The sequence below is a fragment of the Citrobacter sp. Cy070 genome (assembly GCF_030332245.1).
Taxonomy (GTDB): Bacteria; Pseudomonadota; Gammaproteobacteria; order Enterobacterales; family Enterobacteriaceae; genus Citrobacter; species Citrobacter youngae.
Map to the genome: position 1 here is coordinate 23,761 of NZ_JAOWIG010000069.1, position 25,920 is coordinate 49,680.

A 25,920-nucleotide genomic window follows, 5' to 3' on the forward strand; every position below is an offset into this window, starting at 1 on the left:
TCAGACTCCTAACTTCCATGAAAGGGTGCGTAGCAGGTCGGCGAATACGCCCGCCGCCGTCACGTCGTTACCCGCGCCGTATCCGCGCAGAACCAACGGTAGCGGCTGATAGTAGTGGCTGTAAAACGCCAGCGCGTTTTCACCGTTTTTCACTTTGAACAGCGGATCGTTGCCGTCTACTGCCTCTATTTTCACGCGACAGACGCCATCTTCTTCAATATTGCCAACATAGCGCAATACTTTACCCTCATCACGGGCTTTCGCCACGCACGCGGCAAACTCGTCATCCAGCTGCGGCAATTTCGTCATAAACGCGGAAACATCACCGGAATCATCAAACTCTTTTGGCAGGACCGGCTCAATAACAATGTCAGAAAGCTCCAGCTCACGACCGGTTTCACGGGCGAGGATCAGCAGCTTACGCGCCACGTCCATACCGGAAAGATCGTCACGCGGGTCAGGTTCGGTGTAACCCATCTCACGCGCCATGGTGGTGGCTTGCGAGAAGCTCATTCCTTCATCCAGCTTGCCGAAAATAAACGACAGTGAGCCGGAAAGAATACCGGAGAAACGCTGCAATTCATCACCTGCGCTGAGTAGATTTTGCAGGTTTTCAATAACCGGCAAGCCCGCTCCCACGTTGGTATCGTAGAGGAATTTACGCCGGGACTTCGCCGCTGCAAAACGCAGCTGATGGTAGTAATCCATCGACGAGGTGTTGGCCTTTTTGTTCGGCGTAACCACATGGAAGCCTTCGCGCAGGAAATCAGCATATTGATCCGCCACCGCCTGGCTTGACGTACAGTCGACGATCACCGGATTAAGCAGATGATATTCTTTTACCAGACGAATTAAGCGCCCAAGGTTGAATGGCTCTTTCGCGCTTTCCAGCTCCGCCTGCCAGTTTTCCAGATTCAAACCATGGACGTTGGTCAGCAGAGCCTTCGAGTTCGCCACGCCGCACACGCGCAGATCGATATGCTTCTTTTTAAGCCAGGTTTGCTGACGTTTAAGCTGCTCCAGCAACGCACCGCCCACCCCGCCTACGCCAATCACAAACACTTCAATCACCTGGTCGGTGTTGAATAGCATTTGATGGGTCACGCGAACGCCAGTGGTCGCGTCGTCGTTGTTCACCACCACCGAAATAGAACGCTCAGATGAACCCTGGGCAATCGCCACGATATTGATGTTGGCGCGGGCCAGCGCAGCAAAGAATTTCGCCGAGATGCCACGCAGCGTGCGCATACCATCGCCAACAACAGAGATGATAGCCAGACGTTCAGTCACCGCCAGCGGCTCCAGCAGGCCTTCTTTCAGTTCGAGGTAGAATTCATCCTGCATCGCGCGTTGCGCACGCGCGCAGTCGCCCTGCGGAACGCAGAAGCTGATGCTGTATTCAGAAGAGGATTGCGTGATCAGCACCACCGAGATACCCGCACGCGACATCGCGGCAAAAACGCGCGCCGCCATGCCCACCATGCCTTTCATTCCCGGGCCGGAGACGCTAAACATCGCCATGTTATTAAGGTTAGAAATACCTTTCACCGGCAAATCGTCTTCATCACTGCTGGCGCCGATCAACGTGCCCGGCGCTTGTGGATTGCCGGTATTTTTAATCAGGCACGGGATCTGGAACTGAGCAATTGGGGTAATGGTGCGCGGATGCAGAACTTTGGCGCCGAAGTAAGAAAGCTCCATCGCTTCCTGATAAGACATCGACTTCAGCAATCGGGCGTCGGGTACCTGGCGCGGATCGCAAGTATATACGCCGTCAACATCGGTCCAGATCTCACAACAGTCCGCGCGTAAACAGGCGGCCAGTACGGCGGCAGAGTAGTCGGAGCCATTGCGCCCCAACACCACCAACTCACCTTTTTCATTCCCGGCAGTAAAGCCTGCCATCAAAATCATGTGGTCCGCAGGAATACGACTGGCGGCAATGCGGCGCGTAGATTCGGCGATATCAACGGTAGATTCGAGGTAATGGCCTACCGCCAGCAATTTCTCGACCGGATCGATAACGGTAACGTGGTGCCCGCGCGCCTCCAGCAGGCCAGCCATGATAGCGATCGACATTTTTTCGCCACGGCAAATAAGCGCGGCATTGATGCTGTCCGGGCACTGTCCCAGCAGGCTGATACCGTGCAGGACATGTTTAATTTGGGCAAATTCTTGTTCAACGAAGGCTTTGAGCGGAGCCAGCGGAAAACCCGGCTGCGCGGCGGCGAGACCAACCAAAAGCTCTGAGAAAATACGTTCGGCGTCACTGATATTGGCTAAAGCGTCCTGACCACCGATGGTCTTCTCAATCATCGCCACCAGATGGTTGGTAATTTTTGCGGGGGCAGAGAGCACGGTCGCGACCTGCCCCTGCCTGGCATTGCTTTCCAGAATATCGGCAACTCGCAGAAAGCGCTCTGCATTTGCCACTGATGTACCGCCGAACTTCAACACTCGCATGGTTTACCTCGTTGCCTTTGGTCGAAAAAAAAGCCCGCACTGTTTAGGTGCGGGCTTTTTCTTGTGTTTCCTGTACGCGTCAGCCCGCACCGTTACCTGTGGTAATGGTGATGGTTGTTGTAATGGTGATGCTGATGCGTTTCATGATGTTGTGTGCTCTGTAATTATTTATGGCCTGTCTTGTATTCTTTTAGGGTTAAAGTATCTGCTGACCTAAGTCAATAAATTTTTAAATTGATCACATTCCGAAACTTGTTCACGAGCGACTGCTTGCCCTTTTATTTTCAACCAATACAGCGTGAGCACCCCACTTGAAGTCAGAATCAAACACTAAAAAACAAAACAAAGAAGACATTTTATTTTGTAATATTTTTTTCGATATCATGTAAAAAACGGTGCAACATTGCCGTGTCTCGCTGCTCTAACAGACCCATTCGCTGTTGCAGCCAGTCCGTCAGCTTAATGTCGTCAGAAACGTTCAGCGTGGCTAATAAACGCAAAACACGTTCGCGCAATGCCTGTAGCTGATGCTCATCCGTCACCTCAATGTTTCTGGCCGGTTGTTGTATTAAACCTGCTAATTGATAGCAATACACCATCACCGCCTGCCCCAAATTGAGTGATGGATAGTCAGCCACCATAGGTACACCGGTGAGTACATCCGCCAGAGCCAATTCTTCGTTGGTTAACCCCGAATCTTCACGACCAAAAACCAGCGCGGCGTGATCCATCCACGTTGATTTTTCCTGCAACAGGGGAACCAATTCGACCGGCGTGGCGTAATAATGAAACTTCGCCCGGCTGCGCGCCGTGGTGGCGACGGTAAAATCCACGTCGTGAAGCGCCTCCGCTAATGTTGGAAAAACGTTAATATTATCAATAATATCACCCGAGCCATGCGCAACCCATCGCGTCGCAGGCGCCAGATGAGCCTCGCTATCAACGATCCGCATTTGTGTGAATCCCATGGTTTTCATAGCACGAGCTGCCGCGCCAATATTTTCGGCTCTGGCGGGAGCAACCAGAATAATTGTTAAACGCATTTTGATACTCTTTTTGACCGGCCTGCAGATAATTATGTGATGTGCATCAACATATTACGCAGCGCGAATTTACATATTTTTAACAGAAATCACTGAAAAAGCATTTTACATTCAGTAAAAAATGCTAAACTATTTCCTGCATGTACTATTGCTTTTTATGTTAACAGAAGTTGCATATCCTTCTGTTTATCCATGATAATTTGATTTAGAATGGTTCTCATAGATTGGATTCATTACATTTATTAATTAGCGCGTGCAACTAGTTGTAATATTGCAATTTTGTGATGAAAGCTATCATTTAGATACGTTGATTTCATCAAACTGTTAACGTGCTACAATTGAACTTGATATATGTCAACGAAGCGTAGTTTTATTGGGTGTCCGGTACGTCTTAGCCTGTTATGTTGCTGTTAAAATGGTTAGGATGACAGCCGTTTTTGACACTGTCGGGTCCAGAGGGAAAGTGCCCACGACCAAGCTAATGATGTTGTTGACGTTGATGGAAAGTGCATCAAGAACGCAATTACGTACTTTAGTCATGTTACGCCGATCATGTTAATTTACGACATGCATCAGGCAGGTCAGGGACTTTTGTACTTCCTGTTTCGATTTAGTTGGCAATTTAGGTAGCAAACATGCAGACCCCGCACATTCTTATCGTTGAAGACGAGTTAGTAACACGTAACACGTTGAAAAGCATTTTCGAAGCGGAAGGCTATGATGTATTCGAGGCGACAGATGGCGCGGAAATGCATCAGATCCTCTCTGAATATGACATCAACCTTGTGATTATGGATATCAATCTGCCAGGTAAAAATGGTCTTCTGTTAGCGCGTGAACTTCGCGAACAAGCTAACGTTGCACTGATGTTCCTGACGGGCCGTGATAACGAAGTCGATAAAATTCTCGGCCTCGAAATCGGCGCTGACGATTACATCACCAAGCCGTTTAACCCACGCGAACTGACTATCCGTGCTCGTAACCTGCTGTCCCGCACCATGAATCTGGGCACAGTGAGCGAAGAGCGTCGTAGCGTCGAAAGCTACAAGTTCAATGGTTGGGAGCTGGACATCAATAGCCGCTCTCTGATTGGCCCTGACGGCGAGCAGTATAAACTGCCACGTAGCGAATTCCGTGCCATGCTTCACTTCTGCGAGAATCCGGGCAAGATCCAGTCTCGCGCAGAACTGCTGAAAAAAATGACCGGCCGCGAACTGAAGCCGCATGACCGTACCGTTGACGTAACAATCCGCCGTATTCGTAAGCATTTCGAATCCACGCCGGATACACCAGAAATCATCGCTACCATTCACGGTGAAGGCTACCGTTTCTGCGGCGATCTGCAGGATTAATGTCATCCTGACTGGTATAAAAACGGCGCTTTATGCGCCGTTTTTCATTCTACTACGCCCCTATTTCCACAACCGTAATTCATCGTCCTCAGTTGCGTTCTCCTTTTTGGGCTTTGGCTGTGCAAGCCGGTGCCAATCAAGATGACGCGTCAGGAACATCACCCCACAAAGCGCCAGTAACAGCACGCCCGTTCCCAGCAGTAACGCGCTGTCCTGCGAACGCAACAGTACCCACATCACGCCATCCAGTCCCAGCAATGCTGCGGTAAAAAACAGACTGTTACGCCATCCCTGTAGTATCGCCTGTAAATACATGCCGTTCATCAGCGCGCCTACCAGGCTTGCCGTAATCCACGCCGCAGTAAAACCCACATGCTCCGACAGCGCCAACAACAGCAAATAGAACATCACCAGTGATAATCCCACCAACAGATATTGCATCGGGTGCAGACGCAGACTGGTCATACTCTCGAGCACAAAGAAAGACATGAAAGTCAGTGTAATCAATAAAATGGCATACTTTGTCGCCCGATCTGTCAGTTGATACTGATCCGCAGGCGTAGCCACAGCAACGCTAAACGCAGGCATGCCCTGCCAGCCAATCTTCTCATCGCCGAAGCGTTCTCCCAGATTATTCGCGAACCAGCTACTTTGCCATTGCGCCTTAAACCCTGACTCACTGATTTCACGCTTAGCCGGAAGAAAATCGCCGAGAAAGTTAGGGTGTGGCCAGTTGCTGGTCACAGTCATTTCGCTATTACGACCAACCGGGACGACAGAAAAATCACCGGTTCCACTCAGATTAAGCGACAACACGACACTGAGATTTTTTTCCGCCCAGCCGGCATCCGGTAGCGGAATGTGGATCCCCTGAGCACGGCCATCCAGCCCAGTACCGGGTTCGACCGCCAGCGATGTTCCATTAATCTGCGAAGCCTTCACGACGCCAATCCCGCGCGCGTCGCCCACGCCAACCACAATAAACGGTTTACCGACGCTGACATTGGGATGGTTTAAATCGCTCAGCCGTTCGGCGTTAAACTCAGCCTTCACCGATAAATCGTTGTGCCAGACCTGTCCTTCATAAATACCTATCTTCCGCGCTTCAACGTTCTGGTTACCCTCAACAACCAGCGATTCCGGCAACCAGAAGTGGATGTAGCTGCGCTTTCGCTGGATCTGTTTGTCACCTTCCAGCTCGGTATACAGTTCCGTCACCGGGACGGCAATCAGCGGGCCTACCACCTTTTGCGGCCCACTGGTGCTCTGTCGAATAGCATCTTCTACCTCACTACGGTAGTCCGACCGCTCAACAATAATCTGCCTGATCATCGTCAGTGGAATTAACAGCAGCAGCATAGCGCCACCTAAGGTGACTATTTTCCAAAACAGGGGGGATTTAAACATAGCGTTCTCCTTTGCGATATCAGCAAGGTAGAACAGCTATGTGCGGGGAATTTGAAGTTATGTGAAGTGACGGTGAAGTGTAAACGAGGCCTGCGCCCCGCCTTCTGGTCGGTTGCATAACGTCACGTCACCTCGATGCAATCGCGCAACCTCACTGACAAACGCCAGCCCCAGCCCACTACTCTTATGCCCATTCTCACGGGGCAGCGAGTAGAAGCGTTCAAAAATACGCGGCAACGCAAAGTCAGGTATGCCACTACCGTTATCACTGACCTGTATTGTGACGCGGTCCTCCTGCGAATGCGCGCTCAATACAATTGTCCCGTTCTCCAGCGTAAAATCGATGGCGTTATCCAGCAGATTACCCAACGCTTGCTCCAACAGTGCGGCATCGGCGGCAACCGTCAGCGATGAAGGTACAACGGTAAGCGTGATATTTTTTGCCGCCAGCTGCACACTACGCGCCTCTTTAAGCTGGGTAAAAAGCGCATCTACCGCCACCGGCGTCAACGTAATGTCCTGTCGATTCTCCAGTCGTGCCTGGCGTAGCAAAGTTTCGACCAGCGCCTGCATGCGCGCATTCTGCGTCAGAATATTATCGGTGAAACGCGCAACCACGTTCGGCGGCGGCCCTTCGAGCAAAATCTCAGCCGCGCCGCGGATCGCCGCCAACGGGCTTTTTAACTCATGCGTCAACGCATAGACGTACTGCTCAATATAATTCTTGCCCTCCAGCTTCAGACGCATACTTTCCAGCGCCTGCGCCAACTTGCGTAGCTCACTGCTACCAAGATCAGGAAGCGCAACGGGGCGATCCTCAGTGACAGAATCAGCATAGCGTGCCAGCCGCGCGATAGACCGGTTTATCCACCATACCATCCCAAAGCCAATCACTAAGGCGATCCCCAGTAATACGGCGCTGGCCCACAGCATCCGCCGTTCACTGCGTTTAATCACTGGCGTCATTGCCGCATTCGGTTTACCAACGCTCAGCACCCCGATAATACGTCCGCCGTCAACAATCGGTGCGGCAACATACATCACCGAACTTTCCGGATCGGCCGTGTTCTGTGGCGTACTTCGTGCGCCATACTGCCCACGCAGCGTTAACCATACGTCGTTCCAGCGAGAATAATCTTCGCCGACGGCCTGGTTGGCGGAATCAAATACCACCTTGCCCTGCGCGTCCGTCATGTAGACGTGATACTCATTGCGCACTTTGTTAATGCCACTGATATTGGCGCGAAAAGGACGATCGTGCAGTTGCGAAAAGGCCTGTGCCAGCCTGCCATGGGAAGGAGAGCCAGACAGCAAGTCATCACGTGCCAGCGCGGCCAGCAGCGTGGCGGTATCAATTAAAGTACCTTCGGTCGCCCGGCGCACGCCTGGCTTAATTTCCTGCACAAAGATCGACAGAACGAACCAGGCGGCGACGGCAACAATCAGAAAATAGCCGAGCAGCAAACGCATGCCAATGCGCATCAGACGCTCCTCAGGCTGTATCCCATACCGCGATGCGTATTGATGGGGGAAAGCTCGGGGTTGATGGCCCGCAGCTTGGCGCGCAACGTTTTGATGTGGGTATCGACCGTTCTGTCAAAGGTATCCTGGGCATCGGCCCAGACTAAATCCATTAACTGTTGGCGTGAGTAGACGCGTCCCGGCGACAACAGTAATGTCTTCAGCAACAAGAATTCATAGCGCGTCAGATTTAACGGCATCCCAAACCAGGTAATCTGTGCGGCAAGCTCATTGAGCTCAAAATCCCCACAGCGCGTCGCCGGTGAAGGCGTGGAGAATTTTCTCACCCGCCGCAGCAATGTACGCACGCGGGCGCACACTTCACGCGGAGAGAAGGGTTTCGCCACATAATCATCCGCACCAATTTCCAGCCCCAGCAGGCGATCGACTTCATCGCTACGCGCAGTCAGAAAGAGGATCGGTAATGCCGGATGGCGTTCCAGCAAGCGTCGGCACAGTTCAAAACCACTGATATCCGGGAGTCCGACATCCAGAATGATCGCATCCGGACATCTCTGGCGTGATTTTTCCAGCACGGGCAATCCACGCTCAAAAGCTTCAACGCTAAAACCTTCCTGCTGCAGCATATAGATAAGCGTATCCGCAATCCCCTGCTCGTCCTCAACCAACCAGATCAGCGCCTGTTGCATTTTGCCTGCCTGTTATCGCTGCCACGGCATGATAGGTACCGCGCTGATAGCATTTTTGGGCGATCCATCAACCACCTTATCTGAATAGGCCAGATAGGCCAGCGCATTACGTTTTGCATCATAAAAACGCACGACCTGTAAAGATTTAAACACCAGCGATGTACGTTTCTTAAAGACCACCTCGCCCTGGGCTTTGCCGTTTTTAATTCTGTCGCTCAGCTCCACCGGCCCCACCTGCTGACAGGAGATAGCCGCGTCGGAAGTATCTTCAGCCAAACCCAGTCCACCTTTAATTCCACCAGTTTTGGCGCGGCTAACGTAGCAGGTCACATTGGTGACATCAGGATCATCAAATGCCTCGACCACAATTTTATGATCCGGTCCAAACATTTTGAACACGGTATCGACAGATCCAATCTGCTCCGCATGGGCAACCTGCGCCATCATCAGCAGAATTGAGGAAATGACTAAGCTCTTATATTTCATATTGTTACCATTTTTAAAAGTTACTCTGTGCAATTATTCGACATTCTAAGATAAAACGTATATAGATCACAGGATTACAATAATCACGCTTTCGTATGTCCGAAAAAAGCATTTATGAGCAAAAAAAACACTGAATGCTAAAACAGCAAAAAATGCTATTATCCTCATACCTGACGTCAGGTACTCGTTGTTGAAAGGATGAGGATATTTTATGGATCAGGCTGGCATTATTCGCGACCTCTTAATCTGGCTGGAAGGCCATCTGGATCAGCCTTTGTCGCTTGACAATGTGGCGGCAAAAGCAGGCTATTCCAAGTGGCATCTGCAGAGAATGTTCAAGGACGTGACGGGCCATGCTATTGGCGCCTATATCCGCGCCCGCCGTTTATCGAAGTCCGCAGTGGCGCTACGCCTGACTGCGCGTCCGATTCTGGACATCGCCCTGCAGTATCGCTTTGACTCTCAACAAACCTTTACCCGCGCGTTCAAGAAACAGTTTTCTCAGACGCCTGCGCTGTATCGTCGTTCGCCGGAATGGAGCGCTTTCGGTATTCGCCCGCCGATGCGACTGGGTGAATTTGCTATGCCTGCGCATGAGTTTGTCACGCTTGAAGATACGCAACTGCTTGGCACTACGCAAAGCTATTCCTGCTCGCTGGAACAGATTTCAGATTTCCGTCATGAAATGCGGATCCAGTTCTGGCGCGACTTCCTTGCTCAGGCTCCTGCGATCCCGCAGGTTCTGTACGGACTCAATGAAACGCGCCCCAGCATTGAGAAAGATGACGAACAGGAAGTGTTTTATACCACCGCGCTCACACCAGAGCAGGCCAACGGATACGTGCAGTCGGCGCAACCCATCCTGTTACAGGGCGGCGAATATGTGATGTTTACCTATGAGGGTCTGGGGACGGGCGTGCAGGAGTTTATCCTGACGGTTTACGGCACCTGCATGCCGATGCTGAACCTGACGCGCCGTAAAGGGCAGGATATCGAGCGATACTACCCGGCAGAAGATGCCAAAGCGGGAGATCGCCCTATTAACCTGCGCTGCGAATTCCTGATTCCGATTCGCCGCTAGCGCTGCAGTTCATCCAACGCAGGGGCGTCCAGATGAGAGATGTCCCCTGCCGTTTCAACTACCCATCCCGGTGCCAGCCATAAACTTTCCTGGTAATCGACACGAGAAATAGAGCAGTTGCGCAGACGCAGGCGACGTTCAGCCCATGCCGGTAATCCCAGAATCGTACTCACCAGGCAACCCAGCGCGATACCATGACTGACCAGCAGCGGTCGACTCCCCGGCGGCAGTTCCAGACAGGATGCCAGCGCCGCGTTAACGCGATCGCTCAGTTCCTGCATCGATTCCCCTTCAGGAATACGGCCATCCACCGTACCGTTCACCAACTGACGACGCCAGCCCTCTTCCTCCGGCGTCAGCGTATCAATATGACGTTGCTCCAGCACGCCCATATTCAGTTCACGCAGACGTGAGTCATAGGTGATATCACAGCCGCAGGCCTGGGCGATGATTTCTGCGGTGCGTCGTGTACGACCTAAATCGCTACTGATGACATGCGTAATACCAAACGAGCGGGCGCGTTCACCCACCTGCATGGCTTGCTGCTCACCTTTAGCGGTCAGTGGGCTGTCTGACTGGCCTTGAATACGTCGCTCGGCGTTCCACTGCGTTTCGCCATGGCGAACAAGGTATACCTGTAACATGCTTTTTTTCCGTTATACTGCGATGCGATGAATTTTCAAACTGAGCTTAATTATGCACAAGGTTATCTCTGCGACCACCAATCCTGCCAAAATTCAGGCAATTCTGCGGGCATTTGAAGAGATTTTCGGGGAAGGATCCTGCCATATTGAACCCGTCGCCGTCGAGAGTGGCGTGCCGGAACAACCTTTCGGAAACCAGGAAACGCGCACTGGCGCACGAAATCGCGTTGATAACGCTCGCCGCCAGCACCCGCAGGCTGATTTCTGGGTCGCTATTGAAGCGGGAATTGACGATGACGCCACCTTCTGTTGGGTGGTAATTGATAACGGCGTCCAGCGCGGCGAAGCCCGTTCAGCCACGCTGCCATTGCCTGCTGTCATTCTCGACAGAGTCCGCAAAGGTGAAGCACTCGGCCCGGTGATGTCGGACTATACAGGTATTGATGAAATTGGCCGTAAAGAGGGTGCAATCGGCGTCTTTACCGCGGGTAAGCTGACGCGCTCGAGCGTTTACCACCAGGCGGTGATTCTGGCTCTCAGCCCGTTTCATAACGCGGTGTATTTATAGCATTGTGCCGGATGTTCAATCGTAGGCCGGATAAGGCAAAGCCGCATCCGGCGGATCAATTTTTCCCGAGCAACACCTGTTCCAGCCACTGACGCAGATCCACCGGCGCGGATTTGAGGCTGTTCGACCCTCGCGTAATAGTAGCAATCCCCGCCCCAAGCTCGTTTTTAAGCTCACGCTGGCTCATCTCACCGCGCAGCAGCTCTTCAATGATACGCACACGCGTGCCCAACGCTTCACGCTCATCCGGCGTTAACATCAAATTGAGCAGTGGCAGGTGTAAATCTTGTTCGTAGGCGTGTTTAAGCAGATCGACAAAACGTAACCACTCCTGGTGACGCTGTTCTGCCATCTCTGCTGAATAGGGTGATTGCTGAGTCATAAGTTATCGCCATCGTTGCGGGGGGAAGCGTGCTTGCTTCCCCCTTTGTACTCTTTAACGAGTACGATAGCATAACACAACCGACGCGATCAGTAACGACGTTGCCATTCTGCGTCGCTCATCAACTCCGGTTTATCGCCGAGGAAATAGCGATAGTACGCATCGTAAGCCAGCACGTTCTTCACATAACCACGCGTCTCTGAGAATGGAATGCTCTCGACAAACGCGACGGCATCAATGCGGCCAGCGCTATTGCCAAGCCAGGTGCGAACGCGACCCGGACCGGCGTTATAGGCTGCTGACGCAAAGATGCGGTTATTGCCAAATTGCTGATACACGTACTGCAAATAGCTGGTTCCGATGTTGATGTTGGTATCAGGATCCAATAGCTGGCTCGGACTGCTGTAACCCGGAATCGAGAACATTTTCACCGTATGCGTCGCCGTACCCGGCATAATCTGCATCAGCCCACTGGCGCCTACCGGTGATTTAACTTTCGGGTTCCAGGCGCTTTCCTGACGCGCTATCGCCATCGCATAGCTTGGCTGAATATCCTTGCCGCTGGTGTAACGGGTAAAAAGATCTTTATAGGCCAACGGGAAGCGCTCTTCCAGATGATCCCACAGCTTTCCGGCGATCGTCGCCTGAACGCTTAGATCCCACCAGTGATTGTTGAACGCGTAACGCGCCAACTGAGCCTGCTCGGACTTGGTACGGCTGGTGACCAGATTCGCCCATTCACTGCGCGCGGTATTATCCATGTTCCAGTACATTAGCTCGCGTACGCGTGCCATTTCCGGGCCCTGAGTCAGCGCAGAATCAACGTTCGCTGGTGCTTTATCCACTTTCAGCTCGTACTCTTCACCCAGGCGCTGTGCCGCCACCATCGGATAGAAACCGCGCTGCTGCATGAGTTGGTGCAGGATCTCTTTGGCTTCCGCATCGCGTCCGCGCTCCAGCAGCAGATCCGCTTGCCAGTAGCGCCACTCATCTTTTTCTTTGGCTTCCATTGGCAGACGCGCCAGCCAGGTATTCAGGCCACGACGATCGCCGGTTCCCAGCGCCATGCGCACCCGGCGCTCCACAAGCGAGGTGGAGTTGGAGCGCATAATCGCATCATCACGCCATTTGGCCTGCTCGTCGGTAACGTCATTGCCCATCAGACGCCAGGCGACAATGTCGCGCAGCTCCTGGGTTTGCTCATCATTAAGCTGTTGCGCCTGCACCAGGGAAGGGATCATCAGGCGGGCGTTTTCCACATCCTGACGCGCCACGCTGGCAAAGGCGACCGCCGCCATCTGTCGGGTGAAATCCGTGGCGCCGGTGGTGCGAGCAAAGGTCATTACCGAATTCGGATCGTTGGCCAGCGAGATGATCGCAGAGGCAATGGTTTGGTATTGCGCGGGCATCTGTCCGGCCAGCGCCGTGACCAGACCGGTATTCCCGGCTTTCATCGCCAGACGAATACGCTCCAGATACGCCAGCGGATCCTGAGTGCCTGAGGCGCGCCATACGCCAAATAATTTGTCACAAGCGTTCGGCTGACTTTTCCCGGTCAACCACAGTTCTTTCGCCCCCTGCCAGGCCTCTTCGGTTTGCCCGGTACTCCATTTCGCGAAGTAATAGTTACATTGCGCTTCGGTGGTGCCCGGTTTTTCCGGGCTAAACGCCAGCAGCCCACGCCAGTCTTCGCGGCGCGCCAGTTCGTTCACGAAACGCGATTGCAGCGTACGCGCCGGGGGCAGCGTCGGGTTGGCGCGCACAAAATTGGTAACGGTAATGGTGGGCTGATTCATCAGATCGTCAGTGATCTGACGATATTCCAGATAAGGATACAGAGGATAGTTCTTCAGGCCGGGCATCATCTGCTCTACGACATCCATCTGTCGGTTGTCCCAGGCTTGCTTAATTTGCGCATAGCGATTGCGCTGCTCATCCAGGGAATCCGCTCGCGCTACTTGACTGACCGTCAGCAGACATACGCTGGCAGCCAGCAGGCACCAGGTAAATTGTTTGGCTTTGTCCACAAGCTCTTCCTCTTCTCATGTTACGTCTGTGCAGCATCATGCCGCTTAATTCATTCATGCTAACCAGACATTGCAGAATGCGCCACGTCACGGACACTTTTTTACTTTTGTTGCGAGTGGGATCTGCTGGCTGGGATTGGGCAATGAAAAAGGCTACACTTCGCCTTTGATAACTATTTACCAATAATTAGCCCTAAATAATTCAAGTTGCAGCAAGGCGGCGAGGGAGTGAATCCCCTGAGCGTACAAAAGTACGTGACTGGGGTGAATGTACACAGCCAACGCATCTGCGGCTTGAAGTATGACGGGATAAACATAGAGGCGAGTCCAACGTGGCCCAATTCGTTTATACCATGCATCGTGTCGGCAAGGTCGTTCCGCCGAAACGTCATATTCTTAAAAACATCTCACTGAGCTTCTTCCCTGGCGCCAAAATCGGTGTACTCGGTCTGAACGGCGCGGGTAAATCTACCCTGCTGCGCATCATGGCCGGCATTGATACCGATATCGAAGGCGAAGCTCGCCCACAGCCTGGCATTAAAATCGGTTACCTGCCGCAGGAACCGAAACTAAACCCGGAACATACCGTTCGCGAATCCGTTGAAGAAGCGGTTGCCGAAGTGGTTAACGCACTGAAAGGCCTGGATGAAGTGTACGCCAAGTACGCAGAGCCAGACGCCGACTTCGATAAACTTGCTGCGCAACAGGGCAAGTTTGAAGAGATTATTCAGGCGCACGACGGTCATAATCTGAATGTACAGCTCGAACGTGCCGCCGATGCCCTGCGTCTGCCGGACTGGGATGCCAAAATTGAGAAGCTTTCCGGTGGTGAACGCCGCCGCGTCGCGCTGTGCCGCCTGCTGCTGGAAAAACCAGACATGCTGCTGCTCGACGAACCGACTAACCACCTGGACGCCGAATCCGTGGCGTGGCTGGAACGCTTCCTGCATGACTTCGAAGGCACCGTGGTGGCCATTACCCACGACCGTTACTTCCTCGACAACGTAGCGGGTTGGATTCTGGAGCTTGACCGCGGTGAAGGTATTCCGTGGGAAGGCAACTACTCCTCCTGGCTGGAGCAGAAAGATCAGCGTCTGGCCCAGGAGGCCTCTCAGGAAGCGGCTCGCCGTAAATCCATTGAGAAAGAGCTGGAGTGGGTACGCCAGGGCGCGAAAGGCCGCCAGTCTAAGGGCAAAGCCCGTCTGGCGCGCTTTGAAGAACTCAACAATACCGAATACCAGAAACGTAACGAAACCAACGAACTGTTTATTCCACCAGGACCTCGTCTGGGCGATAAAGTCGTTGAAGTCACCAATCTGCGTAAATCCTACGGCGATCGCGTACTGATTGACGATTTGAGCTTCTCAGTACCGAAAGGCGCTATCGTCGGCATCATCGGTCCGAACGGCGCGGGTAAATCGACCCTGTTCCGCATGATGTCCGGTCAGGAACAGCCTGATAGCGGCACCATTGAGCTGGGTGAAACCGTGAAGCTGGCGTCTGTTGACCAGTTCCGTGATGCCATGGACAACAGCAAAACCGTGTGGGAAGAAGTGTCCGGCGGGCTGGATATCATGAAGATCGGCAACACCGAGATGCCAAGCCGCGCCTACGTAGGCCGCTTTAACTTCAAAGGGGTGGATCAGGGCAAACGCGTCGGCGAGCTGTCCGGTGGTGAGCGTGGCCGTCTGCACCTGGCGAAGCTGCTGCAGGTTGGCGGTAACATGCTGCTGCTCGATGAACCAACCAACGACCTGGATATCGAAACCCTGCGCGCGCTGGAAAACGCCCTGCTGGAGTTCCCGGGTTGCGCGATGGTTATCTCGCACGACCGTTGGTTCCTTGACCGTATCGCCACCCACATTCTGGACTACCAGGATGAAGGTAAAGTGGAATTCTTCGAAGGTAACTTCACCGAATACGAAGAGTACAAGAAACGCACGCTGGGCGCGGATGCGCTGGAGCCGAAGCGTATTAAGTACAAGCGTATTGCTAAGTAATTAGCGTTAAGCGCCGGATGGCGGCGTGACGCCTTATCTGGCCTACGAGGTTAGTGCGACTTGTAGGCCGGATAAGCGCAGCGCCATCCGGCATGTAAACTATCTCTGCTCGCCCATCAACTCTTTTACCAGCTCCACGCAGCGCAGGAAGCGACCATCGTAGTCCGGCTCCTGAACGTGCACAAAATCGATGTTGTTTTCCTGTAACATCTCCACCAGCAGCGTCTGAAACGCTTTTCTGTCAACCGAGCTGCCAAGGCTGCGCAAACCATCTGCCACCCACGGGGTGTTGTTTTCCAGCAGGATCACCAGGTCAAAGCGATACTCGTCAATCAGCGCCTGCACAAACGGGTGTTCACGCCCTTCGTACTTTTTGCAGAACGCCTGAGTGGTCACAAAGTCAGTGTCGATGAACGCCACTTTATTGGCATACTTAACAGCAAAATCAATGTATTGCGCTTGTCCCAGGGCGATTTTATCGTAGTCAGAATACTGTAATGCCATCTCGTCGCCGCCCAAATGGGAGAAGACGTAATCACGCCCATATTCCCACGCACTGGTGGTGTTAAAGATGTTGGCGAGCTTGTTCACCAGCGTCGATTTACCGCTCGACTCCCCGCCGAGGATCGCCACGGTGCGCACGAAAAACGGCTTCACTTCGGTGGGAATATACTCCCAGTAGCGAAACGGGTTCTCACGGATTTGCCCGCCGCTGATGCTCATAAACGTCCGCTTGGGATCCACCAGCACGGTTTCGATCCCCAGATGTTCGAGGTATTGCGGGGCATCTGATTCTTCAGAGGTGTAGATCCAGTTTGGCTGGATCCCTTTCTCCTGCATGAACGTTTTTATTCCGTTGCTCCACACATCCCAACCATGTGGATACGGCTCCATGCCCTCTTCATTGAAGGCATGAATACGAATATTTTTCTGATACTTAAAGGTTTGCAGCAGCCAACGCAGACGATCGGGCACCGTGGGCTGTTGCGACATGGCGCTGTCTTCAAACAGACTACGATCGCGCGTGTCGTCATAGCCCATAATGATATGCAGTTCATCGACCTGACTACAGGCGCGCTGAATAAGATAGATATGGCCAGTATGCAGCGGATAAAACTTACCGAATACCACACCGATATTTTTCTGCTGACGCGGAAACTCCAGTCCGAGAAAACGGTGCAACGCCTCCAGCTTTTGCGCGCTGGGGCTTTTAATTTTGGCATTCAGAAGCTGGCTTAAATATCCCTTGGTCATGCCACTGGCATCCGCCACCTGTTGCAGGGTACAGCCCTTTTGCTTAATGGCGGTTTTCAGATAATCAAATGACACAAGAGCCTCCTGCTGTAAAAATAAACGTAATACCCAATGCCGTCGGAAAGACGGCGGGTATTTGATTATAAGTCGTCAAACACGCTTAACGCATCTGCAAGCTTCTTAACGCCAAAGACCTGCATCCCTTCCGGCACTTTTTTCGGTACGTTAGCGGCAGGAACAATCGCCCGGCGAAAACCGTGCTTCGCCGCTTCGGAAATACGCTCCTGACCGCTCGGCACAGGGCGGATTTCTCCCGCCAGCCCCACTTCACCAAAGACCACCAGATCCTGCGGCAACGGCCTGTCGCGCAGGCTGGAAACCATTGCCAACAGCAGTGCCAGGTCGGCGCTGGTTTCGGTAACCTTTACGCCGCCGACCACGTTGACGAACACGTCCTGATCCGCCATCTGTAAGCCGCCATGACGATGTAACACCGCCAGCAGAATCGCCAAACGGTTTTGTTCCAGACCGACCGCCACGCGACGCGGGTTCGCCATCATTGAGTGATCGACCAGCGCCTGAATCTCTACCAACAGTGGGCGCGTGCCTTCCCAAACCACCATCACCGAACTACCGGAAGTGACTTCATCGCCACGGCTTAAGAAGATTGCAGACGGGTTGCTGACTTCGCGCAGCCCCTGCTCGGTCATGGCAAAGACGCCCAGCTCATTCACCGCGCCAAAGCGGTTTTTGTGGCTACGCAGAGTGCGGAAACGGGAATCAGCGTCACCGTCGAGCAACACCGAGCAGTCAATACAGTGCTCCAGCACCTTCGGCCCGGCCAGCGAGCCATCTTTGGTGACGTGGCCAACCATCACAATCGCCACGCCGCGCGTTTTGGCAAAGCGCGTCAGGTAAGCCGCAGTTTCACGCACCTGCGCCACGCTGCCCGGCGAAGACTGAATGTCCGCCATATGCATCACCTGAATGGAGTCGATCACCATCAGTTTCGGCTGTTCTTCTTCAGCAATCAGGCAAATTTGTTCGATACTGGTTTCCGACAGCATGTTCAGGTTCGCCGTCGGCAAGCCAAGTCGATGCGCGCGCATCGCCACCTGTTGCAGCGACTCTTCACCAGTGACGTACAGGGTTTTCATCTGCTCGGCGAGCCTGCACAGCGTTTGTAGCAGCAGCGTTGATTTCCCCGCGCCGGGGTTACCGCCAATCAGAATAGCGCTGCCAGGCACCACACCGCCGCCGAGCACGCGGTCAAACTCTTTAAATCCGGTAGAAAAACGCGGCAGTTCCTCAAGGCTGATGTCAGAAAGCTTCTGCACTTTTGCGACGCCCGCATTTCCGGCGTAGCCGCTGAGTCGCTCGTTGCGCGCCACCGTTGGCGATGCGGCAAGGCGCACCTCGGTTATGGTGTTCCAGGCCTGACAGGCGCTGCATTGCCCCTGCCAGCGCGGGTAATCGGCCCCGCATTCATTACAAACAAAGGCGCGTTTAGGAGCTTTTGCCACATTTTACCTCATTATTTCTGGTTCATGCTGCCAGAGAGAATGCAGAACACGCCCATCAGGTCAGCGTGACGGATAGTAATCTCCGTCTTTTCATTCACTTTGGGTTTCGCATGATACGCAATGCCCAGCCCGGCTGTTTTGATCATCGGTAGATCGTTGGCGCCGTCGCCGATCGCCACCGTCTGCGCCATCGGGATCTCATATTCTTGCGCCAGGCGGCTCAGAGTACTGGCTTTGTACTGCGCATCGACGATATCGCCGATCACGTTGCCAGTGAATTTACCGTCCATGATCTCCAGCTCATTCGCCACAGCCGCAGTCAGACGCAGCTTGTTACGCAGATAATCGGCAAAGAAAGTAAACCCGCCAGAAGCGATAGCCACTTTCCAGCCAAGCGTTTCCAGTTTTAGCACCAGTTGCGTCAAGCCAGGCATCAGCGGCAATGTTTCGCGCACCTGGTGCAGAATATTGGCATCAGCCCCCTTGAGCGTCGCCACGCGGCTGCGCAGGCTGGCGGTAAAATCCAGCTCGCCGCGCATCGCGCGTTCGGTGACTTCGGCAACCATTTCGCCGGTCCCGGCCAGTTTGGCAATTTCATCAATGCATTCGATCTGGATAGCCGTTGAATCCATGTCCATCACCAGCAAACCCGGCGTGCGCAAATGCGGAATTTTACCTAATGGGGCAACATCCAGTTTGGCGTCATGCGCCAGTTTTGTCGCTCTCGGCGTTAACGAGCCCGCGAGGCGAATCACCTGATAATCCTCAACGCACCAGGCGGCTACGATCACCATCGCCGCACCCAGTTTGCTCTGGTATTGCGTTAAACGTTGTTTATCCAGCCCACGACCATACAGCAGCCAGCCACTGCGGCCCGCGTGGTAATCCAGCGGCATGACTTCATCACCGCTTAAAGAAAGGGGCAGACCTGGCCACAGAGAGACATCTTCAGGTAGATCGCACCAGGTAATGTTAGGCATTAAAGCTCCTGTAAAATCGTTCGGGTCGGAATCATCCAGCGGAAAATAACGCATGAGGCTACCCTGTAACCAGCGCTTCTGGCAACATTAAGCCTCAAATTTTCAGCAGGTGGAATATGGCTCGCGCAAAACTGAAATTCCGACTTCATCGTGCAGTGATTGTATTGTTCTGTCTCGCGTTGCTTGTCGCCCTGATGCAGGGTGCATCCTGGTTTAGTCAAAGCCACCAGCAGCAACGTAATCCGCAGTTGGAAGAACTGGCGCGTACACTGGCCCGCCAGGTCACCTTAAACATCGCGCCGCTGATGCGCACCGAAACACCGGATGAAAAGCGCATCAAAGCCGTACTCACGCAGTTAACGGAAAGTAGCCGTATTCTGGATGCGGGCGTGTACGATGAACAGGGCGATCTGATTACCCGCACTGGTGAGAGTGTCGATGTCCGTGACCGGCTGGCGCTCGATGGCAAAAAAGCCGGGGGCTATTTTAATCAGCAAATCGTTGAGCCCATTCAGGGGAGAAACGGCCCGCTGGGTTATCTGCGCCTGACACTCGACACCCACACGCTTGCCACCGAAGCGAAGCAGGTAGACAACACCACCAACATCTTACGCCTGATGCTGCTTCTGTCACTGGCTATTGGTGTAGTCCTCACACGTACATTATTGCAAGGCAAGCGTACCCGCTGGCAGCAATCCCCTTTCCTGCTGACCGCCAACAAACCGGTGCAGGAAGAAGACAACGAGAAAAAAGAGTAATTCAAAGAAAGGAAATCGACCATGACCACACTACGCCTGCTTATCTCAGACTCTTACGATCCGTGGTTTAACCTGGCGGTTGAAGAGTGCATTTTTCGCCAGATGCCCGCCACGCAGCGCGTCCTGTTCTTGTGGCGTAACGCCGATACGGTGGTGATTGGCCGGGCGCAAAACCCGTGGAAAGAGTGTAATACCCGCCGGATGGAGGAAGACAACGTGCGGCTCGCCCGTCGCAGCAGCGGCGGCGGCGCGGTGTTCCATGACTTAGGTAATACCTGCTTTACCTTTATGGCTGGTAAACCGGAATACGACAAAACCATCTCCACGGCAATAGTCCTCAATGCGCTGAATACGCTGGGCGTAGAAGCTGATGCCTCCGGGCGTAACGATCTGGTGGTGAAAACGCCGGATGGCGATCGTAAAGTCTCTGGTTCTGCTTATCGTGAAACGAAAGACCGCGGATTCCACCACGGCACGCTATTGCTGAATGCCGATCTCAGCCGCCTGGCAAACTATCTCAATCCCGATAAAAAGAAACTTGCCGCTAAAGGCATCACTTCGGTTCGCTCGCGCGTGGCGAATTTGACCGAGCTGTTACCGGGCATCACCCATCAACAGGTCTGTCAGGCCATCACGGAAGCCTTTTTCGCCCACTACGGCGAACGCGTAGAAGCCGAGGTAATCTCCCCGGACAAAGCGCCGGATCTGCCGAACTTTGCCGAAACCTTTGCCCGCCAGAGCAGTTGGGAGTGGAACTTTGGTCAGGCGCCGGCCTTCTCGCACCTGTTGGATGAGCGTTTCACCTGGGGCGGCGTTGAGCTGCATTTCGACGTTGAAAAAGGCGTGATTACCCGCACCCAGGTCTACACCGATAGCCTCAATCCCGCGCCGCTGGAAGCGCTGGCGGGTCGTCTGCAAGGATGCTTGTATCGTGCGGATATGCTGCAACAAGAGTGCGAGGCGCTTCTGGTTGATTTCCCGGAGCAAGAAAAAGAGTTACGCGAGCTGTCGGCATGGATTGCCGGAGCGGTGCGTTAAGCACTGGCCTGAAATTGCCGGATGGCGGCTGCGCCTTATCCGGCCTACATACTGCTGTAGGCCCGGTAAGCATAGCGCCACCGGGCACAAACAACTTACTCTTTATCGCCCAGCAGAACGGATTCCAGTGCGATTTTGATCATGTCGTTGAAGGTCGTCTGACGTTCAGCGGCAGTGGTCTGCTCGTGAGTACGAATATGGTCGGATACAGTGCAGATGGTCAGCGCTTTCGCACCAAATTCAGCCGCAACGCCGTAGATGCCCGCCGCTTCCATTTCCACGCCCAGCACGCCGTATTTTTCCATCACGTCGAACATTTCGCCGTCCGGAGAGTAGAACAGATCAGCGGAGAACAGGTTACCCACGCGCGCGTCTACGCCCAGGGCTTTTGCTGCATCAACGGCGTTACGCACCATGTCGAAGTCAGCGATAGCAGCGAAATCATGATCTTTAAAGCGGATACGGTTAACTTTGGAGTCGGTGCAGGCCCCCATACCGATAACCACGTCACGCAGTTTGACGTCCATACGCACGGCGCCACAGGAGCCTACGCGAATGATTTTCTTCACGCCGAAATCGGTGATCAGCTCTTTGGTATAGATGGAGCAGGACGGGATACCCATACCGTGGCCCATTACGGAAATCTTACGGCCTTTGTAGGTACCGGTGAAGCCTAACATGCCGCGAACGTTGTTCACTTCACGAACATCTTCGAGGAAAGTTTCAGCAATATGTTTCGCACGCAGCGGGTCGCCCGGCATCAATACGACGTCAGCGAAATCACCCATTTCTGCATTAATATGTGGAGTTGCCATTTTTTATCCTTATTTCGTTGTTATTGCCTGATGGCGGCTACACCTATCAGGCCTACAAAACGTATGCAAAACAGTGAAATACCCTAAGGATTTCGCGTTGTAGGAAGGCGACGAATTCGTGAATCCCCGGGAGCATAGATTAACTATGTGACCGGGGTGAGCGAATGAAGTCAACGCATCTACAGCGCGAAAGACAACGGGTATTACAGCATGTTTTTACCGTAGTCCATCGGCGACGTACCAAAGTAGCTCGCCAGCGTCTGACCGATATCCGCGAAGGTTTCACGGTGACCTAAAGAACCTGGTTTCACTTTCGGGCCGTAAACCAGTACCGGAATGTGTTCACGGGTGTGGTCAGTCCCGGTCCAGCTCGGGTCGCAGCCGTGGTCAGCGGTCAGGATCAGAATGTCATCTTCCCCCACCAGTTCCATCAGCTCAGGCAGACGGCGGTCGAACAGTTCCAGACCTGCGGCATAACCGGCGATATCGCGACGGTGACCCCAGGAAGAGTCGAAATCAACGAAGTTGGTGAAGACGATGGTCTTATCACCGGCTTCTTTCATCTCTTTGATGGTGGCGTCAAACAGCGCGTCCAGACCGGTGGCTTTCACTTTTTTGGTGATGCCGCAGTTCGCATAGATATCCGCGATTTTACCCACGGAAACCACGTGGCCGTCTTTCTCGTCGACCAGTTTCTGCAGCACGGTCGGTGCTGGCGGCTCAACGGCCAGATCGTGACGGTTACCGGTACGCTGGAAGTTACCGGCTTTATCACCGATAAACGGACGCGCGATAACACGACCGATGTTGTAACCACCTTCGGTCAGTTCCTCACGAGCGATTTCGCACAGTTCGTAGAGTTTATCCAGGCCAAAAGTCTCTTCGTGACAGGCAATCTGGAACACGGAGTCAGCGGAGGTATAGAAAATCGGCTTGCCGGTTTTCATATGCTCTTCACCCAACTGATCCAGAATCACGGTACCGGAAGAGTGGCAGTTACCGAGGTAGCCCGGCAGGTTGGCACGTTTTACCAGTTTATCCAGCAGTTCCTGCGGGAAGCTGTTTTCATGATCGGAGAAGTAACCCCAGTCAAACAGAACCGGTACACCGGCGATTTCCCAGTGGCCAGACGGTGTGTCTTTCCCGGAAGAGAGTTCATGCGCCCAGGCGTAAGCACCAATCACTTCCGCATTACCGTCCATGCCGGCAGCAATTTTACCAGTAGAACCTTCGTGAGCTTTCACCAGGCCCAGACGGGTCAGGTTAGGCAGATTCAGTGGGCCTTTGCGACCATTGTCAGCTTCACCTTTCGCACAGGCTTCTGCAATGTGTCCCATAGTGTCTGAGCCTACGTCGCCAAAGCGATCCGCATCTTCAGTCGCACCAATACCAAAGGAGTCCAGCACCATAATAAATGCACGTTTCATCTTGTTCTCCATTACCCGTCATACTTCAAGTTGTCGATGCGTTGACTTCACTCATTCACCCCAGTCACGTACTGATGTACGCTCCCGGGGATTCACTCGTTTGTCGCCTTTCTACAACTCGAATTATTTAGGGCATCTATCTTGCGCCGCAAAAAAGCGATCAGATCAGTATACAGTTATTCGGTTATACGACGATAGACTGTCGGTGTAATTTCTGGCGCTTTATCGTCAAGGCTAATTGCCGCTTTGACCGCTTTCGCCGCTTCCTGCCAGCTGGCTTCGTCTTTGGCGTGGATCACCGCCAGCGGGCGCTGTCCGTCTACGCTATCGCCCAGACGCGCCATATCGCTAAAGCCAACGCTGTAATCAATGGTGTCCGATGCCTGACGACGACCGCCGCCCATGGAAACAACCGCCATTCCCAGCGCACGGGTATCCATCGCGCTGACAAAGCCTTCGGTATCAGCATATACCGCTTTGCTGAGCATTGCCGTCGGCAGGTACTTCGCATAATTTTCGACGAAATCGGTCGGGCCTTTTTGCGCCGCCACCATGCGACCAAAAATCTCTGCTGCTTTGCCGTTATCCAGCACCGCCTGCAATTTCGCACGGGCTTCGGCGTCATCTTTCGCCAGCTTGCCGGAGATCAGCATTTCCACGCACAGCGCCATAGTGACGTCTAACAGACGTGGATTGCGGTATTCACCGGTCAGGAACTGCACAGCCTCGCGAACTTCTACCGCGTTACCTGCGCTGGAGGCCAACACCTGGTTCATATCAGTTAACAGCGCGGTGGTACGTACACCCGCACCGTTCGCCACGCCGACAATCGCTTCGGCAAGGGCTTCAGAAAGCTCGTAAGTCGGCATAAAGGCGCCGCTGCCTACTTTCACATCCATCACCAGCGCATCCAGCCCTTCCGCCAGCTTTTTCGCCAGGATGGAACCGGTAATCAGCGGGATGGAATCCACCGTCGCAGTAATATCGCGGGTGGCATAAAAACGTTTATCCGCCGGTGCGAGCGAGCTGGTTTGCCCAATAATCGCCACACCCACGTCTTTAATAATTTCACGGAAACGGGCGTCGTCCGGGAAGATGTCAAATCCTGGAATCGCTTCAAGTTTATCGAGCGTACCGCCGGTATGCCCCAGGCCACGTCCGGAGATCATCGGAATATAGCCGCCGCACGCAGCAACCATCGGGCCTAACATCAGTGACGTTACGTCACCTACGCCGCCGGTAGAGTGTTTATCCACAATCGGGCCGTTCAGCTGCAGGCTTTTCCAGTCCAGCACGGTTCCTGAATCACGCATTGCCATGGTCAGCGAAACACGCTCAGGCATTGTCATATCGTGGAAAAAAATGGTCATCGCCAGGGCGGCGATTTGCCCTTCAGAGATGGTATTGTCGCGAATGCCATTGATAAAGAAACGAATTTCTTCATCGCTCAGCGCATGACCATCACGTTTTTTACGAATAATTTCTTGTGCGAGAAACACGGTAACCCCCAGGGGAAAAGAGTAGAAGGCCGTTGTAAGCCGGGTAAGCAACGCGCCACCCGGCAGTCGTATGATGCCGGATGGCGGCTACGCCTTATCCGGCCTACGGGCTTAGTAGCTGCTTGCGCTCTTGCCGTCGCCGTGACCCAGCGCTTTCAGCAAGCTAGCCAGCAGGCTGGATGCGCCAAAACGGTAGTGACGAGAATCAGCCCAGTCAGCGCCAAACAGTTCATCGGCAATCGCCAGGAACTGCTGTGCATCTTCTGCAGTACGCACGCCGCCAGCCGGTTTGAAACCTACAGTTTTAGAAACACCCATGTCGCGGATCACTTCCATCATGATGCGTGCGCTTTCCGGCGTCGCATTGACCGGCACTTTACCGGTAGACGTTTTGATGAAATCAGCACCGGCTTTGATGGAGATTTCAGATGCTTTGCGAATCAGTGCTTCTTCTTTCAGCTCACCGGTTTCGATGATCACTTTCAGCAGAACGTTTGCCGCCGCACACGCGTCTTTGCAAGCTTTAACCAGATCAAAACCAATCTGCTCGTTACCGGCGATCAGCGCACGGTACGGGAACACCACGTCAACTTCATCGGCACCGTAGGCGATCGCCGCGCGGGTTTCCGCCAACGCAATCTCGATGTCGTCGTTGCCGTGCGGGAAGTTGGTGACGGTTGCAATGCGGATGTCCGGCGTACCCTGCTCTTTCAGAGTCTTACGCGCAATAGGGATGAAACGCGGATAGATACAGATTGCGGCAGTGTTGCCAACCGGGGTCTTCGCCTGATGACACAGCGCGATCACTTTTTCATTGGTGTCGTCGTCATTCAGGGTGGTCAGGTCCATCAGTTTCAGTGCACGCAGGCTGCTTGCTGTTAAATCGGTCATAACATTCTCCAACGGCGTCGCCGTATAAAATTTCACCTTGCGAGTTTGTTAGTATTCTAACATCCGCTCGCTATTACACTTCGATATACATCACAGTTAATGAAAACCACA

General features: G+C 53.4%; 24 protein-coding genes and 1 other annotated feature. Of the genes, 6 read left to right on the top strand and 18 right to left on the bottom strand.

The features are described 5' to 3' along the window. From thrA to yjjY, 4 genes are all read right to left on the bottom strand, one after another. Positions 1–2,463 (bottom strand): bifunctional aspartate kinase/homoserine dehydrogenase I, encoded by a 2,463-nt coding sequence (gene thrA / locus OGY19_RS12530; protein WP_115601013.1) that lies wholly within the window; start codon positions 2,461–2,463, stop codon positions 1–3. A gap of 23 nt (positions 2,464–2,486) precedes the next feature. Then, positions 2,487–2,613 (bottom strand) — a sequence feature (Thr leader region). Next, a complete protein-coding gene (gene thrL / locus OGY19_RS12535) occupies positions 2,543–2,608 on the bottom strand; it encodes a thr operon leader peptide (protein WP_032337689.1) in 66 nt (21 codons plus the stop codon). Its footprint overlaps the feature before it by 66 nt. Before the next feature lie 206 nt (positions 2,614–2,819). Next, entirely contained in the window at positions 2,820–3,506 is a 687-nt protein-coding gene (locus tag OGY19_RS12540; protein WP_048212758.1) for a tRNA/rRNA methyltransferase, read from the bottom strand. A 399-nt stretch (positions 3,507–3,905) separates the two neighbouring features. Continuing rightward, on the bottom strand, positions 3,906–4,046 hold the full coding sequence (yjjY, locus tag OGY19_RS12545; protein ID WP_001541509.1) for a YjjY family protein: 141 nt from the start codon (positions 4,044–4,046) through the stop codon (positions 3,906–3,908). A 95-nt stretch (positions 4,047–4,141) separates the two neighbouring features. Here yjjY and arcA point away from each other — a divergent pair, with 95 nt between their 5' ends. Beyond that, complete coding sequence (gene arcA / locus OGY19_RS12550; RefSeq protein WP_001194359.1) at positions 4,142–4,858, top strand: two-component system response regulator ArcA; 717 nt, start codon at positions 4,142–4,144, stop codon at positions 4,856–4,858. Between the two features lie 60 nt (positions 4,859–4,918). Here arcA and creD read toward each other — a convergent pair whose 3' ends face one another. From creD to creA, 4 genes are read right to left on the bottom strand one after another with little or no spacing between them, the layout of a single operon-like run. Further along, positions 4,919–6,265, bottom strand: a complete 1,347-nt coding sequence (gene creD / locus OGY19_RS12555) for a cell envelope integrity protein CreD (RefSeq protein ID WP_115601014.1) — start codon at positions 6,263–6,265, stop codon at positions 4,919–4,921. A 57-nt stretch (positions 6,266–6,322) separates the two neighbouring features. Further along, a complete protein-coding gene (gene creC / locus OGY19_RS12560; RefSeq protein ID WP_286596557.1) occupies positions 6,323–7,747 on the bottom strand; it encodes a two-component system sensor histidine kinase CreC in 1,425 nt (474 codons plus the stop codon). After that, positions 7,747–8,436, bottom strand: a complete 690-nt coding sequence (creB, locus tag OGY19_RS12565) for a two-component system response regulator CreB (protein WP_048212761.1) — start codon at positions 8,434–8,436, stop codon at positions 7,747–7,749. The genes creC and creB overlap by 1 nt, the downstream gene beginning before the upstream one ends. Before the next feature lie 12 nt (positions 8,437–8,448). Next, positions 8,449–8,922: a protein CreA gene (gene creA, locus OGY19_RS12570; RefSeq protein ID WP_048212762.1), complete on the bottom strand. Its 474-nt coding sequence runs from the start codon at positions 8,920–8,922 to the stop codon at positions 8,449–8,451. A gap of 211 nt (positions 8,923–9,133) precedes the next feature. Between creA and robA the strand changes: the two genes are divergently transcribed. After that, positions 9,134–10,003 carry an MDR efflux pump AcrAB transcriptional activator RobA gene (gene robA, locus OGY19_RS12575; protein WP_115601016.1) on the top strand — a complete coding sequence of 290 codons (870 nt, stop codon included), beginning with the start codon at positions 9,134–9,136 and terminating at the stop codon, positions 10,001–10,003. Here the strand turns inward: robA and gpmB are convergent. After that, the gene (gene gpmB, locus OGY19_RS12580) at positions 10,000–10,647 is read right to left on the bottom strand and encodes a 2,3-diphosphoglycerate-dependent phosphoglycerate mutase GpmB (RefSeq protein WP_005123948.1); all 648 of its coding nucleotides are present in this window, start codon (positions 10,645–10,647) and stop codon (positions 10,000–10,002) included. The genes robA and gpmB overlap by 4 nt on opposite strands. 52 nt (positions 10,648–10,699) lie before the next feature. On the opposite strand from gpmB, the gene yjjX reads away from it, so the two are divergent. After that, entirely contained in the window at positions 10,700–11,215 is a 516-nt protein-coding gene (gene yjjX / locus OGY19_RS12585; protein ID WP_137345766.1) for an inosine/xanthosine triphosphatase, read from the top strand. Between the two features lie 55 nt (positions 11,216–11,270). Here yjjX and trpR read toward each other — a convergent pair whose 3' ends face one another. Both trpR and sltY read right to left on the bottom strand, forming a co-directional pair. Further along, positions 11,271–11,597: a trp operon repressor gene (trpR, locus tag OGY19_RS12590; RefSeq protein WP_003837292.1), complete on the bottom strand. Its 327-nt coding sequence runs from the start codon at positions 11,595–11,597 to the stop codon at positions 11,271–11,273. 89 nt (positions 11,598–11,686) lie between these two features. After that, on the bottom strand, positions 11,687–13,624 hold the full coding sequence (sltY, locus tag OGY19_RS12595) for a murein transglycosylase (protein WP_115601018.1): 1,938 nt from the start codon (positions 13,622–13,624) through the stop codon (positions 11,687–11,689). A 332-nt stretch (positions 13,625–13,956) separates the two neighbouring features. Between sltY and ettA the strand changes: the two genes are divergently transcribed. Then, positions 13,957–15,624, top strand: coding sequence for an energy-dependent translational throttle protein EttA (ettA, locus tag OGY19_RS12600; protein WP_061067197.1), 1,668 nt, complete (start codon positions 13,957–13,959; stop codon positions 15,622–15,624). 99 nt (positions 15,625–15,723) lie between these two features. Here the strand turns inward: ettA and nadR are convergent, their stop codons facing one another. The 3 genes from nadR to serB form a co-directional block, all read right to left on the bottom strand. Then, positions 15,724–16,953: a multifunctional transcriptional regulator/nicotinamide-nucleotide adenylyltransferase/ribosylnicotinamide kinase NadR gene (gene nadR / locus OGY19_RS12605; protein ID WP_048212766.1), complete on the bottom strand. Its 1,230-nt coding sequence runs from the start codon at positions 16,951–16,953 to the stop codon at positions 15,724–15,726. Positions 16,954–17,018: 65 nt separating this feature from the next. Further along, positions 17,019–18,401 carry a DNA repair protein RadA gene (gene radA / locus OGY19_RS12610; RefSeq protein ID WP_001728171.1) on the bottom strand — a complete coding sequence of 461 codons (1,383 nt, stop codon included), beginning with the start codon at positions 18,399–18,401 and terminating at the stop codon, positions 17,019–17,021. 11 nt (positions 18,402–18,412) lie between these two features. Continuing rightward, entirely contained in the window at positions 18,413–19,381 is a 969-nt protein-coding gene (serB, locus tag OGY19_RS12615; protein ID WP_061068793.1) for a phosphoserine phosphatase, read from the bottom strand. Positions 19,382–19,497: 116 nt separating this feature from the next. On the opposite strand from serB, the gene OGY19_RS12620 reads away from it, so the two are divergent. Continuing rightward, a complete protein-coding gene (locus OGY19_RS12620; RefSeq protein ID WP_048212768.1) occupies positions 19,498–20,139 on the top strand; it encodes a YtjB family periplasmic protein in 642 nt (213 codons plus the stop codon). A 21-nt stretch (positions 20,140–20,160) separates the two neighbouring features. Next, complete coding sequence (lplA, locus tag OGY19_RS12625; RefSeq protein WP_048212769.1) at positions 20,161–21,177, top strand: lipoate--protein ligase; 1,017 nt, start codon at positions 20,161–20,163, stop codon at positions 21,175–21,177. 95 nt (positions 21,178–21,272) lie between these two features. Here the strand turns inward: lplA and deoD are convergent, their stop codons facing one another. From deoD to deoC, 4 genes are all read right to left on the bottom strand, one after another. Further along, positions 21,273–21,992 (bottom strand): purine-nucleoside phosphorylase, encoded by a 720-nt coding sequence (deoD, locus tag OGY19_RS12630; RefSeq protein WP_000224864.1) that lies wholly within the window; start codon positions 21,990–21,992, stop codon positions 21,273–21,275. A gap of 203 nt (positions 21,993–22,195) precedes the next feature. Then, positions 22,196–23,419 (bottom strand): phosphopentomutase, encoded by a 1,224-nt coding sequence (gene deoB / locus OGY19_RS12635; protein ID WP_003019037.1) that lies wholly within the window; start codon positions 23,417–23,419, stop codon positions 22,196–22,198. Between the two features lie 176 nt (positions 23,420–23,595). Further along, the gene (deoA, locus tag OGY19_RS12640) at positions 23,596–24,918 is read right to left on the bottom strand and encodes a thymidine phosphorylase (RefSeq protein WP_043018339.1); all 1,323 of its coding nucleotides are present in this window, start codon (positions 24,916–24,918) and stop codon (positions 23,596–23,598) included. Between the two features lie 111 nt (positions 24,919–25,029). Beyond that, positions 25,030–25,809, bottom strand: coding sequence for a deoxyribose-phosphate aldolase (deoC, locus tag OGY19_RS12645; protein ID WP_003019042.1), 780 nt, complete (start codon positions 25,807–25,809; stop codon positions 25,030–25,032). Between the last annotated feature and the right edge of the window lie 111 nt (positions 25,810–25,920).

Coding starts and splice junctions, on each gene's coding strand:
- thrA (WP_115601013.1), bottom strand. CDS start 2,463: ATGCGAGTGTTGAAGTTCGGCGGTACATCAGTGGCAAATGCAGAGCGC.
- OGY19_RS12540 (WP_048212758.1), bottom strand. CDS start 3,506: ATGCGTTTAACAATTATTCTGGTTGCTCCCGCCAGAGCCGAAAATATT.
- yjjY (WP_001541509.1), bottom strand. CDS start 4,046: ATGACTAAAGTACGTAATTGCGTTCTTGATGCACTTTCCATCAACGTC.
- arcA (WP_001194359.1), top strand. CDS start 4,142: ATGCAGACCCCGCACATTCTTATCGTTGAAGACGAGTTAGTAACACGT.
- creD (WP_115601014.1), bottom strand. CDS start 6,265: ATGTTTAAATCCCCCCTGTTTTGGAAAATAGTCACCTTAGGTGGCGCT.
- creC (WP_286596557.1), bottom strand. CDS start 7,747: ATGCGCATTGGCATGCGTTTGCTGCTCGGCTATTTTCTGATTGTTGCC.
- creB (WP_048212761.1), bottom strand. CDS start 8,436: ATGCAACAGGCGCTGATCTGGTTGGTTGAGGACGAGCAGGGGATTGCG.
- creA (WP_048212762.1), bottom strand. CDS start 8,922: ATGAAATATAAGAGCTTAGTCATTTCCTCAATTCTGCTGATGATGGCG.
- robA (WP_115601016.1), top strand. CDS start 9,134: ATGGATCAGGCTGGCATTATTCGCGACCTCTTAATCTGGCTGGAAGGC.
- gpmB (WP_005123948.1), bottom strand. CDS start 10,647: ATGTTACAGGTATACCTTGTTCGCCATGGCGAAACGCAGTGGAACGCC.
- yjjX (WP_137345766.1), top strand. CDS start 10,700: ATGCACAAGGTTATCTCTGCGACCACCAATCCTGCCAAAATTCAGGCA.
- trpR (WP_003837292.1), bottom strand. CDS start 11,597: ATGACTCAGCAATCACCCTATTCAGCAGAGATGGCAGAACAGCGTCAC.
- serB (WP_061068793.1), bottom strand. CDS start 19,381: ATGCCTAACATTACCTGGTGCGATCTACCTGAAGATGTCTCTCTGTGG.
- OGY19_RS12620 (WP_048212768.1), top strand. CDS start 19,498: ATGGCTCGCGCAAAACTGAAATTCCGACTTCATCGTGCAGTGATTGTA.
- lplA (WP_048212769.1), top strand. CDS start 20,161: ATGACCACACTACGCCTGCTTATCTCAGACTCTTACGATCCGTGGTTT.
- deoD (WP_000224864.1), bottom strand. CDS start 21,992: ATGGCAACTCCACATATTAATGCAGAAATGGGTGATTTCGCTGACGTC.
- deoB (WP_003019037.1), bottom strand. CDS start 23,419: ATGAAACGTGCATTTATTATGGTGCTGGACTCCTTTGGTATTGGTGCG.
- deoC (WP_003019042.1), bottom strand. CDS start 25,809: ATGACCGATTTAACAGCAAGCAGCCTGCGTGCACTGAAACTGATGGAC.